Source organism: Bradyrhizobium sp. SZCCHNPS1003 (assembly GCF_032381555.1).
Taxonomy (GTDB): Bacteria; Pseudomonadota; Alphaproteobacteria; order Rhizobiales; family Xanthobacteraceae; genus Bradyrhizobium.
The window spans coordinates 208,234-225,096 of the sequence record NZ_JAUHIU010000001.1; the positions used below are offsets into that span (position 1 = coordinate 208,234).

Annotated in this window: 11 protein-coding genes; 5 read left to right on the forward strand and 6 right to left on the reverse strand. The window is 65.9% G+C overall.

The features are described 5' to 3' along the window. The first annotated feature begins 301 nt into the window (after positions 1 to 301). The gene (locus QX126_RS01010; protein ID WP_315778762.1) at positions 302 to 1,087 is read left to right on the forward strand and encodes a L,D-transpeptidase; all 786 of its coding nucleotides are present in this window, start codon (positions 302 to 304) and stop codon (positions 1,085 to 1,087) included. A 53-nt stretch (positions 1,088 to 1,140) separates the two neighbouring features. On the opposite strand, the gene QX126_RS01015 is transcribed toward QX126_RS01010, so the two are convergent. The 4 genes from QX126_RS01015 to QX126_RS01030 all read right to left on the reverse strand — a co-directional run bounded on the left by QX126_RS01015 (position 1,141) and on the right by QX126_RS01030 (position 7,436). Beyond that, positions 1,141 to 2,166 (reverse strand): ABC transporter permease, encoded by a 1,026-nt coding sequence (locus QX126_RS01015; protein WP_315755099.1) that lies wholly within the window; start codon positions 2,164 to 2,166, stop codon positions 1,141 to 1,143. 12 nt (positions 2,167 to 2,178) lie between these two features. Further along, a complete protein-coding gene (locus tag QX126_RS01020) occupies positions 2,179 to 3,681 on the reverse strand; it encodes a sugar ABC transporter ATP-binding protein (RefSeq protein ID WP_315778764.1) in 1,503 nt (500 codons plus the stop codon). Between the two features lie 13 nt (positions 3,682 to 3,694). Next, positions 3,695 to 4,648, reverse strand: coding sequence for a sugar-binding protein (locus tag QX126_RS01025; RefSeq protein ID WP_316178606.1), 954 nt, complete (start codon positions 4,646 to 4,648; stop codon positions 3,695 to 3,697). Between the two features lie 508 nt (positions 4,649 to 5,156). Then, the gene (locus tag QX126_RS01030) at positions 5,157 to 7,436 is read right to left on the reverse strand and encodes a fused MFS/spermidine synthase (protein WP_315778766.1); all 2,280 of its coding nucleotides are present in this window, start codon (positions 7,434 to 7,436) and stop codon (positions 5,157 to 5,159) included. 200 nt (positions 7,437 to 7,636) lie between these two features. Between QX126_RS01030 and QX126_RS01035 the strand changes: the two genes are divergently transcribed. Beyond that, positions 7,637 to 9,238, forward strand: a complete 1,602-nt coding sequence (locus QX126_RS01035; RefSeq protein WP_315778768.1) for an NAD(P)/FAD-dependent oxidoreductase — start codon at positions 7,637 to 7,639, stop codon at positions 9,236 to 9,238. 189 nt (positions 9,239 to 9,427) lie between these two features. On the opposite strand, the gene QX126_RS01040 is transcribed toward QX126_RS01035, so the two are convergent. Further along, positions 9,428 to 9,592: a Flp family type IVb pilin gene (locus tag QX126_RS01040; RefSeq protein ID WP_315736801.1), complete on the reverse strand. Its 165-nt coding sequence runs from the start codon at positions 9,590 to 9,592 to the stop codon at positions 9,428 to 9,430. A 268-nt stretch (positions 9,593 to 9,860) separates the two neighbouring features. Here QX126_RS01040 and QX126_RS01045 point away from each other — a divergent pair, with 268 nt between their 5' ends. The 3 genes from QX126_RS01045 to QX126_RS01055 all read left to right on the forward strand — a co-directional run bounded on the left by QX126_RS01045 (position 9,861) and on the right by QX126_RS01055 (position 14,457). Next, positions 9,861 to 10,757 carry a 50S ribosomal protein L11 methyltransferase gene (locus QX126_RS01045; protein WP_315778770.1) on the forward strand — a complete coding sequence of 299 codons (897 nt, stop codon included), beginning with the start codon at positions 9,861 to 9,863 and terminating at the stop codon, positions 10,755 to 10,757. Positions 10,758 to 11,236: 479 nt separating this feature from the next. Then, the gene (locus tag QX126_RS01050) at positions 11,237 to 13,060 is read left to right on the forward strand and encodes an aminopeptidase P family protein (protein ID WP_315778772.1); all 1,824 of its coding nucleotides are present in this window, start codon (positions 11,237 to 11,239) and stop codon (positions 13,058 to 13,060) included. A gap of 119 nt (positions 13,061 to 13,179) precedes the next feature. Beyond that, positions 13,180 to 14,457: a multidrug effflux MFS transporter gene (locus QX126_RS01055; RefSeq protein WP_315736796.1), complete on the forward strand. Its 1,278-nt coding sequence runs from the start codon at positions 13,180 to 13,182 to the stop codon at positions 14,455 to 14,457. 192 nt (positions 14,458 to 14,649) lie between these two features. Here the strand turns inward: QX126_RS01055 and ligA are convergent, their stop codons facing one another. Continuing rightward, complete coding sequence (gene ligA, locus QX126_RS01060; RefSeq protein WP_315736794.1) at positions 14,650 to 16,797, reverse strand: NAD-dependent DNA ligase LigA; 2,148 nt, start codon at positions 16,795 to 16,797, stop codon at positions 14,650 to 14,652. Positions 16,798 to 16,863 lie beyond the last annotated feature (66 nt).

A 16,863-nucleotide genomic window follows, 5' to 3' on the forward strand; every position in this document is an offset into this window, starting at 1 on the left:
CATGGAGGAATCCTTGAAACGCGGATGCGGCCAAAAAGTTGCGCGGTCGTGACGAATTGGACCGATTAGAGAGGTCCTAAGCGCCGGAATGAAAGGCCATCCGCGGGTCGCGAAAATGTCAGCGCCGATGAACGCGGGGAGCCTTTGTCCGGTCCCTGCCCGCCATTAAGGTTGAGGGTGCCCTCGGCTGGAACAAAGCCCGCAATTCCGACATAGTGCAGACCGAGGCGATGACCTGGGCGTTGTCGAAGTCCCGTTTGAGGTCTCTCCACAGTCGAGGGCCCTGGAGGCCAGAGGTTAGATGCGTACCATCCTTTTTGCAGTTGCCGGCTTCGCCTTTCTGTCGGCCACGCCAGCTCTGGCCAAGATCGACATCACCGTCGACAAGAACAACCAGATCATGACGGTCGCCGTCGATGGCGTCGAGCGCTACCGGTGGCCGGTCTCGACCGGCATTCCCTCGCGCGAAACGCCCAATGGCTCGTTCCGCGCCTTCCGCATGGAAGCGGATCATTTTTCCAAGGAGTTCGACGACGCGCCGATGCCGCACTCAATCTTCTTCACCAAGGTCGGCCACGCCATTCACGGCACCGATTCAGAGGGCCGGCTCGGCACCCCCGCGTCTCACGGCTGCGTCCGGCTGTCGAAGGCGAATGCCACGACGCTCTACGACCTGGTGCAAAAGGACGGCGTGCTCAACACCACGGTGACCCTGACCGGCTCGGCCGAGGTGGCGCTGGCGCGCAATCCACGCCGCGGCACCGCTGTTGCCCGCCGCGACGTGCCGCAGCAGTATGACGACAGTGGCGAGCCGGTCGTGCTGACGCCGCAGCCACAGATGCTGCCGGGACGCCAGGTCGTTCCGCAGCAGCGGCCCGATGACGGCTACATCTATCCCGCCGACGGCAGCGACAACGGCGTGCGCTATCCGGCGCCGCGCGGCACGGCCCGGCGCGTCTACGACGCGCAGGCCTATCCGCAGCAGCAGTACTATTACCAAAACGGCAATCCGAGCTACGCGCAGCCGCGCTATTACCAGCCGCGCTCTTATTATCAGCCGCGCGGCTACTACACCTATCAGGACTGATTGCGCATTGATCGTCGCGGCCGGGCGCTGTTACGCAGCGCATCGGCGCCTCCTCACTCGGCGTTGACCCGCTCGAGCGAGGCGGACGCGCGATCGGCGCTGGCCTGCCCGCGGGCCGTCGGCATGCGCGTGCGCCGCTGCACGAAATACTGATCGGCCAGCACGCCGATCAGGATCACCGTGCCCATCACGGCGAAATTGAGCGAGCTCGGGATGCCCAGCAGATTGACCAGGTTCTGCAGCATCTGCAGCAGGATCGTGCCGAGCACGACGCCGATGACCGAGCCCTCGCCGCCGCGCAGCGAACAGCCCCCGAGCACCGCCGCGGCGATCGCATAGAGCTCGTAGAACGAGCCGTGCACCGCCGGCGAGATCGAGCGGGTGTACATCGCGAGCAGGACCGCGGCCAGCGCTGTCAGCCCGCCGCAGATCACATAGGCCGCGATCGTGACCCGATCGGACCGGATGCCGGAGTAGCGCGCCGCCTCCTCGTTCTTGCCGACCGCGTAGAAATAACGGCCGTACACCGAGCGGTGCAGCACCAGCCAGGCGATGCCGGCCACGATGACGAGCGCCACGACGCTATGCGGCAGCGGAAAGCCGAGGACATCGGTGCGGCCGGCGGCCAGCCATTCCAGCGCCGGGAAGCTTGCGCCATAGCCGAAGCCGGCGGTGGCATCCTCGGTGTAGTAGCGCGCCGCGCCGCGGTAGATCAGCAGCCCGCACAGGGTCACCACGAAGGGCTGGATGCGCATCTTGGTGACCAGCGTGCCATGGACCAAGCCGATGGCGATGCCGCCGGCGAGGATGAGGAACAAGGCGGCGATCCAGTCGACGTCCCGGTTGACGATGAGGTCGATGAACAGCACGCCGAGCAACGCGATCACCGAGCCGACGGCGAGCTCGATGCCGCCGACGATGATGACGAAGGCCTCCGCGATCGAGAAAATGCCGAACATGCCGACCTGGTTGGCGGTATTGGAGAGGTTGCCGACCAGCAGGAAGCGCGGGTTGATGAAGGCCACGACGGCGCCGACCACCAGGATCAGGATCAGCAGGCTGAGATCTTTCTTCTGCACGGGCGCCCTCGCTCAGACGGTATGGCCGACGGCGAGCTGAAGCACGTTGTGCTCGCTGAACTCGTTGCGGGCCAGGAAGCCCGAAATCATGCCTTCATGCATCACTGCGATCCGGTCGCTCACCCCGATCACCTCCTCCATGTCACTCGAGATCATCAGGATCGCGACGCCGGAATCCGCCAGACGCCGCAGCATGTCGTAGATCTCCTGTTTGGCACCGACATCGATGCCCCGGGTCGGCTCGTCGAAGATCAGGACCTTTGGCCGCATCGACAGCCATTTGGCGAGCACGACCTTCTGCTGGTTGCCGCCGGACAAGGTGCCGACCGAGACCTTGACGTCGGACGCCCGGATCTTGAGCCGTTCGCGCTGCCGATCGGCATTCTCGGTCTCACGCCTGATGTCGACAAGTCCAAAGCTGAGATAGGAGGCGAGATCCGGCAGCGAGATGTTCTCGGCGATCGACAGGTCGAGCAGCAGGCCGCAGGCCTTGCGGTCTTCCGGAATGAGATAGATGCCGCGATCGATCGCCGCGCGCGGCGTCGAGATGCGGATCGGCTCGCCCTCCAGGCTGATGCCCCCGGCCAGCAGCGGCTCGACGCCGAAGATGCCGCGCGCGAGCTCGGTGCGGCCGGAGCCGACGAGACCTGCAAGCCCGAGGATCTCGCCGCGCCGGAGCTGCAGGCTGACGGACTGGTTGGGATAGGTCGCGGTCACGGCCTCCACCACGTCGAGCACGGCTTCGCCGGGCGGCGCGGCCGGCGGCACGTAGAGCGACCGCAGGTCCCGGCCGATCATCAGCCGGATCATCGCGGCAGGACTGAGCTCGTCTCGCGTCAGCGCGCCGACCATGCGGCCGTCGCGCAGCACGATGGCGCGATCGGCGCATTGCATGACTTCGTTCAGGCGATGCGTGATGAAGATGACGCTGACCCCGTCCGCCTTCAGGCCGGCGATGACCTGCATCAGCCGCTCGGTTTCCGACAGCGTCAGGCTGGAGGTCGGCTCGTCCATGATGACGCAGCGCGCGTCGAGCGACAAAGCCTTGATGATCTCGACCAGCTGGCGCTGCGCCAAGGACAGCTCGGCGAGCGGCGTATCCGGCTCGAAATCAGCGGCGAGGCGCGCGATCAGCGGACGCACCTTGGCCCGCAGCGTCTTGCGGTCGATCAGCCGCAGCGGGCCGCCATAGACCGGCTCGCGGCCGATGAAGACGTTGCCTGCGACATCGAGATTGTCGAACAGGTTCAGCTCCTGGTGGACGAAGGCGATGCCGGACGCGATCGCGTCCGCCACCGTGTAGCTGGTCCGCGCCACGCCATCGATCCGGATCGTGCCGCTGCTCGGCTCCACCACGCCGCCGAGCACGCGCATCAAGGTCGACTTGCCGGCGCCGTTCTCGCCGACCAGGGCGATCACCTCGCCGGGCGCGACCGACAGGCTGGCGTGGTCGAGCGCGACCACGCCAGGATAGGTCTTGCCGATGTCGATCAGCTCAAGGAAGGGCTCGCGCACGCCGGCCGTCGCGTCACTTCTTCAGCATCTGCTTCATCTGCGCCATGAAGTCGTCGACGTTGGACTTCTCGATCACCTTGCCGGGCACGATGATGATGCCGTTGGCCGGAACGCCGGACTTGTCGCCCTGCACGACCTTCGCCATCAGCTTCATGCCCTGATAGCCCCACTCGAACGGCTGCTGCACTACCGTGCCCTCGATCGCGCCGTCCTTCACGCCGCCGAGCGTGATCGGATCCTCGTCGAAGCCGATGACCTTGATCTTGCCGAGCTTGCCGGCCTCCTTCAGCACCTCGTAGATGCGCGGCGTGTTGTAAGAATAGAAGCCGACCAGACAACTGACGTCCGGCATCGCCGCCAGGATGTCCTCGACATTGCGCTTGGCCCGGGTCTGGTCGATCTCGTCGCCGCGTACGTCGACCAGCTCGACCTTCGATCCCTTGATGGTCGCCTTCACGCCTTCGATGCGCTCGCGGGCGTTGTCAGCCCCGAGCAGGCCGACGAAACCGACGCACTTGCCGCCATTCGGCAGCGCCTTCAGCATCAGCTTGCCGGCATCCTTGCCGAGCTCGGTATTGGAGGAGCCGATATAGGCGATGCGCTTCGATTGCGGAGCGTCGCTGTCGGTGGTGAAGAGCACCGTCTGTGCGGCAATCTTGTTGAGGTGCTCAGTCTGGTTCTTCGGATCGACGGCGCTCACCATGATTCCGGCAGCCCCGGCCGCGACGAGGTCATCCAGCATCCGCTGCTGCACGGCGGCTGCCGCCTGCTCGGGATATTTGAGCTGCAGGTTGTAGTTGGGCAGCTCGCCTTGCGCCTTCTTGACGCCAGCTTCGGCGATCTTCCAGAAGTCGGACGCGCCGTTGACGACGAAGGCGAGGACCTTCTTGTCCGCGGCTCCCGCGGAGCCGAGACCGAGCGCCATCGACAACAAGGCAGACGCACCGGCAATCCAAAGACGCTTCATTGAACCCCTCCCATGTGAAGCCGGCCTGCTTTGATGCGGCCGGCATTTTGTAGTCGAACGATATCTAGTCGCGAACAATCATCTCTCGTCCGAACCGCTGGCTCCGCCCGGACGAACAGCACCTCGATCTGGACAGCGTCCGCGCGATCGTTCGCTCAGGGCGAGACGACCAGACCGGTCCCTCACCGCTCAGTTTGCGATCCAGCTCGACTGCGCGTGCGTGCCCCAACCCACCCATTCGAAGACGCGCAAAGTACCGACTTCAAATGAGGGGCGCACCTCAAGGTAGCATGGTCATGACGGGCACGCAACAGAGGCCCGCGCAGAATGCGCGTAACCACTGCGTTTTGCGATGCGGTACAGCAAAGTCGGCGATCAGACGCTCGCGAAATCGATGCGGCAATGCAACCGAGGCCCGCCACTGACGAGGCGCGCACCTCTTTGGGCGCAGACGCCATCATCAACGACGATCCGGGCCCGGCGACGTCGAACGGCGGCAGTGCCCCTGTTACTCGCCGTCGCGCAGCCGCCGATACACGGCGCCGAGAATGTTCGAATAATCGTCGGTCCAGACCCGCTCGCCGTCGGTCGGCTCGGTTTCGGTCCACTTGTCCGAGGAGGCCAGCTTGCCGACGTCGGCGTCCTCGCGCGCGCTGATGACGACGTCGGTGGAGAAGATGTACTCGTCGTCGCGCCCGGAGTCCTCGTTGTAGACCCAGCTCTTCAGGTCGTTGGCGTCGGCGATGCCGACGACGACGCTCTCCAGCTCCAGATGCCGATTGGAGACATGCATCACGACGGCGCCCTGCGGCGCCAGCTTCGCCTTGTAGATCGCCATCGCCTCCTCCGTCGCCAGATGGATCGGAATCGCATCCGAGGAATAGGCATCGACGATGATGAGATCGTAGGCGCCGTCCGGCTCCTTGGCGAAGGTCAGCCTGGCATCGCCGATGACAGGCTTGAAGTCCGGCGCGCAGTTCCTGATGTAGCTGAAATATTTCGGATCGCTGGCCGTATCGATCATGGTCTGGTCGATCTCGAAGAATTTCCAGATCTCGCCGGGCTCGGCTGCGCAAGTGAGCGTGCCGGCGCCAACGCCGATCACGGCGACCTTGAGCGGCGCGCCCTTGCGCTCCCGGATCGCGGTGATGGCGCGGCCGATGCCGCCGTCCTTGTGATAGTAGGTGATCGGCTCGGGCCGCCCCGTCACCTTGGAGCCGTCGGCGTTGAGATATTTCTGCGCGCCGTGGATGGTCGTGCCATGCATCAGCACGTGATAGTGCCCGTCGGAGGTCACCACGATCTTGTGCACGCCGAAGAAGCTGCGCACCGTCTCGACGCGGCCGTCATCGGCCGGATAGGCGCGGATCAGGACGAGCGCGAGCGCGGCCGTCGCGAACACCTTCCAGCGGCCACCGTTCAGCAGCAGAGCGAGCAGCACGGCGAGCACGCCCACGGCGCCCGCGACATAGACGCGGTGGTCCTCGAGATAGGTCGTGAGCTTGCCGGTCATTCCGGCGGGCACCAGCAGCGCGAGGGCAATGACCGCGAGCAGGAGCCAGTACCAGCGCGTGATCCGTGGCAAGCGCTCATTGGCCGCCGGCCGGCACAGCGCCGCGAGCGCCAGCAGGATCGGATATTCGGCGACCCAAGAAAAGGTGAAGGGGGCGATCAGGCCGGCGAACAGGCCGCCGACCATGCCGCCGAACGACAGCGCGACATAGAAGCCGGTGAGATACTTGGCCGGCGGGCGCGTGCGCGCGAGCTCGCCATGGCAGGCCATGGCGATGATGAAGAAGCAGAGCTGATGGCCGCCGAGCGTGAGCGCGAGATTCTGCTCGCCGCCAAAAGCGAGCAGGACGACGACGCCGGCGATCGCAAGCGGCTGTAGCGCCAGCATCCATTTGTGCGGCAGCAACGGCCGCGACTGGAACACCAGCACCCAGGTCAACAGATAGAGCGACAGCGGCAGCACCCACAGCAAGGGCGCGGCCGCGACATCGGTGGAGATATGCGCGGTCACCGCAATCAGCAGGCCGGAGGGCACCGCGGCCAGGAAGATCCAGCGCAGACGCAGCAGCCAGCGTGGCGCCGGGGCATTGCTGTCCCCGGTGTGCAGCAGGCTCGTGACGATCACCGGCGACCGCAGCAACAGGACGCCGCAGCCGGCGATCAGCGCGATCAGGAGGCCATAGCCGCCGGTCCAGATCAGGTTCTGCACGCGCAGGCTGAAGATCGGCTCGATCAGCAGAGGATAGGACAACAGCGCCAGGAAGCTGCCGATGTTCGACGATGCATAGAGGAAATACGGGTCCGGCGCGGCCGGATGACCTGAGCGCACGAACCACGCCTGCAGCAGCGGATTGTTGGCAGCGAGCGCGAAGAACGGCAGGCCGATCGACACGGTGAACAGGCCGAGCAGCCAAAGCCCGTAACCGGAGCTGGGCGGGTCGCCCCAGCTGCTCGCGATCGACAGCGGCAACGTCAGGATGGCGAAACCGAGCAGCAGCAGATGAATCGCGATCGGGAGCACCCGGCTGGGCAACTGGGTGAGAAAATGCGCATAGGCATAACCCGCGAGCAGCAAGGTCTGGAAGAACACCATTGCCACCGACCACACCGCCGGCGAGCCGCCGAGCCGCGGCAGCACCATCTTGGTGAACAGCGGCTGCACCGAGAACAGCAGCAGCGCGCTGACGAAAATTGCGGCGGTATAGACGACGAGCACCAGCCGGTTGCGTGCGGCAGAGGGCTGAGCGACGGCGGCGGGCGAGGCGATTGAGGTCATGACAACTCCGGCAGCGGCGCGGCCGGCATCAGATGCCAAGACCGGACCGCGATGAGCAGACGAGACATAGCGGATCGCAGGGCGGTATGGCGAGGAGCTGAGGCAAAATGGAGTTTCCCTTGACGTCGCAGCCATCCGGCGCGACAGCACCAGCCGAGGTTCCCGGTGCGGGTCATTAAACAGGGCTTTTTGAAGCTGACATGAATGAAACCGAGGTCATCATCATCGGTGCCGGCCATAATGGCCTGACCTGTGCGGCCTACCTCGCGATGGCGGGCCTGCGCGTGCATGTGGTCGAGCGCCGCAAGGTGGTCGGCGGCGCCGCGGTCACCGAGGAGTTTCATCCGGGCTTCCGCAACTCCGTCGCGTCCTACACCGTGAGCCTGCTCAATTCGCGCGTCATCTCCGACCTGAAACTGCACGAGCACGGGCTGGAGATCGTCGAGCGCCGGGCGCAGAACTTCCTACCCTCGCCCGACGGCCGCTATCTGCTGACGGGCGAGGGTCGCACGCTGGCTTCGGTTGCGCGACTGAGCGAGCGGGACGCCGACGCGATCGGCCCGTTCTCGGCACGGCTCGAGGCCATCGCGGACGTGCTGCGCAGCCTCGTGCTGCGGGCGCCGCCGAACCTGGTCGCCCAGTTCGGGCTGTCGGCGATCCGCGAGGCCTTCAACGCGCTCGGCACGGCCAACACCCTGCGCGCACTGTCGCTGGAGCAGCAGCGCGATCTGCTCGACCTGTTCACACGCTCGGCCGGCGAGATGCTCGACGAGATCTTCGAAACCGACCTGGTGAAGGCGCTGTTCGGCTTCGATGCCATCGTCGGCAACTATGCCAGCCCCTATGCCGCCGGCTCGGCCTATGTGATGTTGCATCACGCCTTCGGCGAGGTGAACGGCAAGAAGGGGGTCTGGGGCCATGCGATCGGCGGGATGGGCGCGATCACGCAGGCGATGGCCGGGCGCCTGAAAGAGCTGGGAACGCTGGTCGAGGTCGAGGCCGGCGTGCGCGAGGTGATCGTCGAGCGCGACCGCGCGGTCGGCGTCGTGCTCGAGGATGGCCGCACCATCCGCGCCCGCCATGTCGTCGCCAACGTGAACCCGAAGCTGCTCTATACGCGCCTGGTGCCGGCCGGCGCCGTGCCCGCGCCGTTCCTGAGCCGCATCAGGAACTGGCGGTGCGGTTCGGGCACGTTCCGCATGAACGTGGCGCTCGACCGGCTGCCCTCGTTCAGCGCGCTGCCGGGCGACGGCGACCATCTGTCCGCCGGGATCATCCTCGGCCCGAGCCTCGGCTACATGGACCAGGCCTATCTCGACGCGCGGGCGCATGGCTGGAGCCGCGATCCCGTGGTCGAGCTGCTGATTCCCTCCACCCTCGACCCGACGCTGGCGCCCGCGGGCCAGCACGTCGCCAGCCTGTTCTGCCAGCATGTCGCGCCCGAGCTGCCGGACGGCCGTTCCTGGGACAATCATCGCGACGAGGTCGCCGACCTCATGATCGCGACGGTGGACCGTTATGCACCGGGCTTTGCGGCCAGCGTGCTCGGCCGGCAAGTGCTGTCACCGCTCGACCTCGAGCGCCAGTTCGGGCTGATCGGGGGCGACATCTTCCACGGCGCGCTGACCCTGAACCAGTTGTTCTCGGCCCGCCCCATGCTCGGTCACGCCGATTATCGCTCGCCGCTGAAAGGGCTCTACCATTGCGGCTCGGGCAGCCACCCCGGCGGCGGCGTCACCGGCGCCCCCGGCCACAATGCGGCCCAGGCGATCCTGTCCGACCATCGCGCCCTGTTCGGCTGAGGATAAGGGGTGGAAAGGCGGGTGGGCGTCCGTGTGGACAAGCTGTGGACGCGCAGTGGATGAACGATCCAATAAGCAGTGCACGGCCGTGTGGGTATGCTGTGGACCTGCTTTCGAGATTCCCCCACCCCAAAAGCAGAAAAACCGGGCGCTGAGGCCCGGTTCTTCGAGAACGCCGTGTCAGGCGGATTACTTCAGCGACGTGTTGATCGACTCGAACTTGCTGCTGAGCGAGCTGCCCAGGCCGTTGACGGCGGCAATGATGGCCAGCGAGATGCCGGCTGCGATCAGGCCGTATTCGATGGCGGTGGCGCCAGATTCATCACGCAAGAACTTCAGCAGAGTGGTCTTCATCTGAACCTCGTTTCCCAACCCAGGAACCGAGGATCATCCGGTTCCCATGACGAGAAAATTAGGCGGCCAGAACCTAAAGTTGAGATAAGGCGCTCTGTTCAAGTTGCAGAGATTCTTTGCGGGAATTGAATCACAACTTTTACGCCGCCCCGCCAGCGGCAAGATACAACCGTTGAATGTTCCAACCTGGCAGATTTCCGGTCCTATCGCTTGCGTTGGCAGACAAATCCCTTAACCACGCCGTCAAATCTCGCCAGGATCCACCTTGATGACCTCAACGACCACGCCCGCCACCCACAAGGCCAGCTTCACCGTTGCCGATGAAGCGACCGCGCGCCCGGCCGTCGACGTCCTGACCGAGGTGTTCTTCGAAGGTGATGCCGCGGTCGCGGCCTTCGAGCGGCCGGACGGCCGCTGGGACGTGACGGTTCATTTCGCCGATCCGCCGGATCAGGCGCTGGTGCGGGAGCTCGTCGGCGGGGCGGCGGGCCCCAACGTAGCCCAGACCCTGGCATTCGAAGTCGTCGAGGCCAAGGACTGGGTCAAGGCCAGCCTGGACGACCTCGTCCCGGTGCCGGCCGGCCGCTTCATGGTCCATGGCAGCCATGACCGGCAGCGGGTGCCCGGCAACAAGCTCGGGATCGAGATCGAGGCGGCGCTCGCCTTCGGCACCGGTCACCACGGCACCACCCGCGGCTGCCTGCTGCTGCTCGATCACGTGCTCAAGACCCGCGCGCCGCGACGGGTGCTCGACCTCGGCACCGGCACCGGCGTGCTCGCGATTGCCGCCGCCAAGGCAACGCACCGGTCCGTGCTGGCGAGCGACATCGATGCGCCCTCGGTCATGGTGGCGCGGGAGAACGCCCGGCTCAACGGCGCAGGCCCCCTGGTCCGGGTCATCCGAGCTACCGGCTTCGCCGCCGCGGACTTTGCCCGGTGCGGCCCGTTCGATTTGGTGCTGGCGAATATCCTGGCCAACCCGCTGCGCCAGCTGGCTGCGCCGATGCAGCGCCACCTCGCGCCCGGAGCCTTCGTGATCCTGTCGGGCCTGTTGACCCCGCAGGCACGCGCCGTCTGCGCCGCCTATCGTGCCCGCGGCCTGGTTCCGGTCCGGCATTTGAGAATCGAGGGGTGGAGCAGCCTGTTGCTGCAAAAGCAGCAGTGAGGCGGATCAGCTCACGGCATGGATCGAACCTGCACGCTGGGTGCGGCAAGCTCGCGATTACGTCTTCGGCTGGCTCTGCTGGGAGGTGGAGTCGGACTGACTACGAGAGGCACGTCGAACGCGCGGCGCGACGAGACGATTGACGAGGTCCGCCAGCGCGCTGCGCGGCTTCTCGACCGGTGCGGGCGCCGGTCCACTTGGCGCGGGCGCCGATAGTTTTTCGAAGGTAAAAGCAGGCATCGTGCATCCCCTCGCCGTTGAGTTGAGGCACTCCCCGGATCATGCGACCGTGGATGATCTTTACGATCGTGGTCGTCACGTCCATACGTTTCCTCGCCGCATCTCTTTCGGATGACCGGCATGCGACAGCAAATCTTTTTGCACAGGCGAATGCAAGGAGATTCTTCGTGCACTGCACTGTCTGCTGGAGGAGTATTCGTCGCCGACGCGGCAAGATCCACTTCTAAAGTATGAGACCGATGTTCGAAGCTCTGTTCCAGACGTTCGAAGAACCCGAAACCGGCGTGGCGCTGACCGCGCGGCTGGCCGCTCTCCGCGAGGAGCTGGCACGGCGCAAGCTGACCGGCTTCATCGTGCCGCGGGCCGACCAGCAGCAGAACGAGTATGTGCCACCGTCGGAGGAAAGGCTGGCGTGGCTCACCGGCTTCACCGGATCGGCCGGCCTTGCGATCGTGCTGCCGCAGGCCGCCGCGATCTTCGTCGACGGCCGCTATACGCTGCAGGCCGGCAAGCAGGTCGACGGCAAGGCCTGGACCGTGGAATCGCTGATCGAGCCGCCGCCCGAGAGTTGGCTGACGCGACACCTGCAGAGCGGTGACCGCGTCGGCTTCGATCCGTGGCTGCATACGACGGCCGCGGCCGAACGACTGGCCGCCGCCTGTGCCAAGGCCGGCGCGGAGCTGGTGCCGGTCGAGAGCAACCCGGTCGACAGCATCTGGACCGAACGCCCGCTGCCGCCGCTCGGCGCCGTATCCATCCACGGCGCCGAATTATCCGGCGAGAGCGAGGCGGACAAGCTCGGCCGGATCCGCCAGGAGATCGAGCGGCTCGGCGTCGAGGCGCTGGTGCTGTCCGATTCCCACAACGTCGCCTGGACCTTCAACATCCGCGGCGCCGACGTCTCGCACACGCCGCTGCCGCTGTCCTATGCGCTGGTGCCGAAGACCGGACGTCCGACCATCTTCATCGATTCCCGCAAGCTCTCGAACCTGACACGCGATCATCTCGAGCAGAGCGCCGAGGTGGCGGAGCCGGACGTGCTGACACCGCGCCTGACCGAGCTCGCGCAATCCGGCGCAGCCATCGCGCTCGACAGCGCCACGGCAGCCGATGCCCTGACGCGCCTGATCCAGGGCGCCGGCGGCAAGGCGGTGCGCGGCGCCGATCCGGTCAGCCTGCTCAAGGCCGCCAAGAACGCGGTGGAGATCGACGGCACGCGGCGCGCCCATCAGCGCGATGCGGTCGCGCTGGTGCGCTTTCTGGCCTTCATCGATCGCGAGGCGCCGAAGGGCACGTTGACGGAGATCGATGCGGTCGAGGCGCTGGAGAGCTTTCGCCGCGACACCGGCGCGCTCAAGGACGTGTCGTTCCCGACCATCTCGGGCACCGGTCCGAACGGCGCGATCGTGCATTATCGCGTCACCCGCAAGAGCAACCGCCGCATCATGCCGGGCGATCTGCTGCTGATCGATTCCGGCGCGCAATATCAGGACGGCACCACCGACGTCACCCGCACGATCGCCGTGGGCGTGCCGACTGAGGAGATGCGCGACCGCTTCACCCGCGTGCTGCGCGGCCACCTCGCGATCGCACGTGCGATCTTCCCCGATGGCGCTACCGGCGCCCAGCTCGACACCCTGGCGCGGCAGTTCCTGTGGCAGGCCGGCATCGATTTCGAGCACGGCACCGGTCACGGCGTCGGCAGTTATCTGTCGGTGCACGAGGGACCCGCGCGCATCTCGAAGCTCGGCACGACACCGCTGAAGCGCGGCATGATCCTGTCCAACGAGCCCGGCTACTACAAGACCGACGCGTTCGGCATCCGCATCGAGAACCTCGAGCTCGTGGTGGCGAAGGACGTCGCGGACGCGGAGAAGCCGATGAACGGCTTCGAGGCGCTGACCCTGGCGCCGATCGACCGCCGCCTGATCGACGTCGCCATGCTGACCGCCGAGGAACGGGCGTGGCTCGACGCCTATCATGGCCGGGTCAGGGAAACCGTCCGTGCAGCGCTCGACGAGAACGACCAGCGCTGGCTCGATCAGGCGACTGCGCCACTGTAGCGATCCGCGCGCCCTGCTACCAACTGTCCCGCTGCCCGCATGGGCGCATGCCGAAACAGGCATTTCCGCGAAGCGGAAGGCCGCTACAGTCAGGGCGTTCACCTGATTTGAGCGGCGCCATGCATGGAATGATCAGCAGACCGCCCGGGGCGGCGCCACCGCGCGCCGTCCCCTCGCGCACCGTGCTGGTCCTCCTGGTCGTCATGACCGGGCTGGCGCCGATCTCGCTTTACCTGCTGGTGCCGGCCCTGCCGCTGCTCGCGACCACGTTCGGGCGCGACGCCTCCGTCGTGCAGATGACGGTGTCGTTCTACATGGCCGGCATCGCGATCTCGCAGCTGCTGCTCGGGCCGCTCTCCGACCGCTTCGGCCGCCGCCCCGTGATGCTTGCAGGGCTCGCGCTGTCGATCGTCGCAAGCGTCAGTTGCATCTTCGCCGACACCCTGCCCCAGCTGATCGCGGCGCGCTTCTTCCAGGCGCTCGGCGGCGCCAGCGGCATGGTGATCAGCCGCGCCATCATCCGCGATCTCTATCCGCGCGAGCGCATCGGCGCGATGATCAGCCTCGTCGTCGCGGTGATGATGATCGCGCAGATGCTGTCGCCGCTGACCGGCGGCCTGATCGAGATCGCGTTCGGCTGGCACGCCATCTTCTACGTCGTCGCCGCGCTGTCGATCGTGATCGCGATCGCCGTGACCTTGACCCTGCCGGAAACGCGCCCTGCCCGCATCGAAGGCGCGAGCTTCCGCCGCGACGTCGCCATGCTCGTCAGGAGCCGCGCCTTCCTCGGCTACATGCTGTGCCAGGTGCTGGCGTCGCAGATCATCTTCGCCTTCGCCGGCGGCGGGCCGTACATCGTCGAGGTGCAGATGGGCCGCTCATCGGCGGAGTATGGCGCGTGGTTTGCGACCACGGGCTTCGCCTATTTCGTCGGCAACCTGTTCTGCGTGCGCTACGCGCCGCGCCATTCGCTCGATCGGCTGATCTGGTTCGGATTGGGACTGCAGCTCACCAGTGCCGCGCTGAACTTCACGTGGAGCCTGTTCGGTTTCAACCAGGTGCCATCAGTGCTGTTCGGCACGCAGATGCTGCTGATGTTCGCCAATGCCGCCGTGATGGCGAATTCCGCAGCCGGTGCCATCAGCGTCCGGCCGGGCGCAGCCGGCACCGCTTCCGGCGCGATGGGATTCCTGCAAATGGGCGTGGGCGCGCTGACGTCGCAGCTCGGCGCCTGGCTCGGCGGCCATTTCAGCAGCACGCTGCCGCTGACATCAGCGATGCTCACCCTGTCCCTCGCCTGCGCCTGCAGCATGATCTTCCTGGTTCCGCGCACGCAGATGAAGGTGACGAAGGAGCTGATCGAGACGGCGGAAGAGGACGAAGCCGGGGTAATGTGAGGGAGGTGCGTGAGCGACTGCACGACCGCGCGTCACTCTCGGCGTCATACCCGCGCAGGCGGGTATCCAGTAGGCCGAGGCGTCTCGGCCCTATGACAAATGCCTCTGGAATACTGGATCATCCGCTTTCGCGGATGATGACAACTGTTGGTGTCGCATCCAGCGTCTGTCGCAACCAACACTGCGGAGCTGCTACTCCCCGATCAGCTGCAGCCACTCGTCCTCGGTGAGCACCTGCACGCCGTGCTTTTGCGCGTCCTTCAGCTTTGAGCCTGCCCCCGGACCGGCGACGACGTAGTCCGTCTTCTTCGACACCGATCCCGACACTTTCGCACCGAGCCGCTCGGCAGTCGCCTTGGCCTCATCGCGCGTCATCTTTTCCAGCGTGCCTGTGAACACGACAGTCTTGGCGGCGATCGGCGAATTGCGCTTCGGCCTCTCCGCGTCGAGGATCTTGACCTCTTTCGTCAGCCGCTCGACGATGCCGCGGTTGTGGTCCTCGCCGAAATAGGCGGCGACGCTCTTGATCACGGTGTCGCCGATCTGGTCGAGCGCATCCATCTCCGCGATCGCCTCCTCGTCGCCATTGGCGACCTTGAGACAGGCCTCATGGAACGCCTCCCATGAGCCATAGCCCCGCGCCAGCGCCAGCGCCGTGGTCTCGCCGACATGGCGCATGCCGAGCGCAAAGATGAAGCGCTCCAGCGCGATCTCGCGCCGCGCGTCGATGGCATTGAAGAGATTGCGCACCGAGGTCTCGCCATAGCCCTCGATCTCCTCGAGCTTCAGCTTGCTGTTGCGTGCGGCCAGCGTGAAGATGTCGGCGGGCTCCTTGACCCAGCCCTGGTCGAAGAAGAATTGGATCTGCTTCTCGCCGAGACCATCGATGTCGAAAGCGCGGCGCGAGGCGAACAGCTTGAGGTGCTCGATCTTCTGGAATGGACAGGCGAACTCGCCGGTGCAGCGGGCGCGCGAGCCCTCCTCGCCGGTCGCAATCTCCTCACGCACGACGTCGGTATGCAGCGGACAAGGGCACGTCTTCGGGAAGTGGAATTCCTTGGCGTGCTCCGGCCGCTTGTCGATGAGGACGTCGACCACCTGCGGGATGACGTCGCCGGCGCGCTGGATCACGACGGTGTCGCCGATCCGGATGTCACGGCCCTCGCGCAGCACCTCGCCCTTGTTGCCGATCCCCTTGATGTAGTCCTCGTTGTGCAGCGTCACGTTCTGCACGATGACGCCTCCGACACCGACCGGCTCAAGCTTGCCGACCGGCGTGAACGAGCCGGTGCGGCCGACCTGGATCTCGATGTCCTTGAGCACGGTCATGGCGCGCTCGGCCGGAAACTTGTGCGCGATGCCCCAGCGCGGCGTGCGCGACACGAATCCGAGCCGCTCCTGCCAGTCGATGCGGTCGACCTTGTAGACGACGCCGTCGATATCGTAGTCGAGCTCGGCGCGCTGCTCCTCGATGTGATGATGGAATGCGATCAGCTCCTCCACCGAGTGGCAGAGCCTCGTGAGCGGATTGGTGGTGAAGCCGCAACGCTCGAACCATTTGATCATGCCGCTCTGCGTCTCCGCCGGCATCGCGCTCATTTCGCCCCAGGCATAGGCGAAGAAGCCGAGGGGACGCGAGGCGGTGATGGCCGGATCCTTCTGCCGCAGCGAACCTGCGGCGGAGTTGCGCGGGTTGGCGAAGATGGTGTCGCCCGCTTCCTTCTGGCGCTCGTTGAGCGCGAGGAAGGCCTGCTTGGTCATGTAGACCTCGCCGCGCACTTCGCAGATGTCGGGCAGGTTGCGGCCGTGCAGCTTGTGCGGCACGTCCTTCAGGGTGCGGATGTTGGCGGTGACATCCTCGCCCTCGGCGCCGTCACCGCGGGTCGCGGCGGTGACCAGCTCGCCGCCTTCATAGCGTAGCGACATCGACAGCCCGTCGATCTTCGGCTCGGCCGAGAAATCGATGCGATCGTCGGCAAGCTTGAGGAAGCGCGCGATGCGGCCGACGAAGTCGCGCACGTCCTCCTCGGCGAAGGCGTTGTCGAGCGACAGCATCGGCACCGCGTGCCGCACTTTCTTGAACCGGCCGGAGGGAGCCGCGCCGACCTTCTGTGACGGAGACTCGCTGCTGACGAGCTCAGGGAAACGCTTCTCGATCGCATTGAAACGGCGACGCAGCTCGTCATAGGCGGCGTCCGAGATCTTCGGCGCGTCATCCTGATAATAGAGCCTGTCGTGGGTCTCGAGCTCCAGCGCCAGCCGCTTCCATTCCACCTTGGCCTGGGCCTTGGTGAGATCGGCAACGTCGACGGGCTGCTTCGGTTTTGCTGTCTTGGGCATGCTGCGTACTGTCTGCTCGTCATGGCGGGACGGCCCGAAGGCCGCCCCGAAACGACGGTTTACACA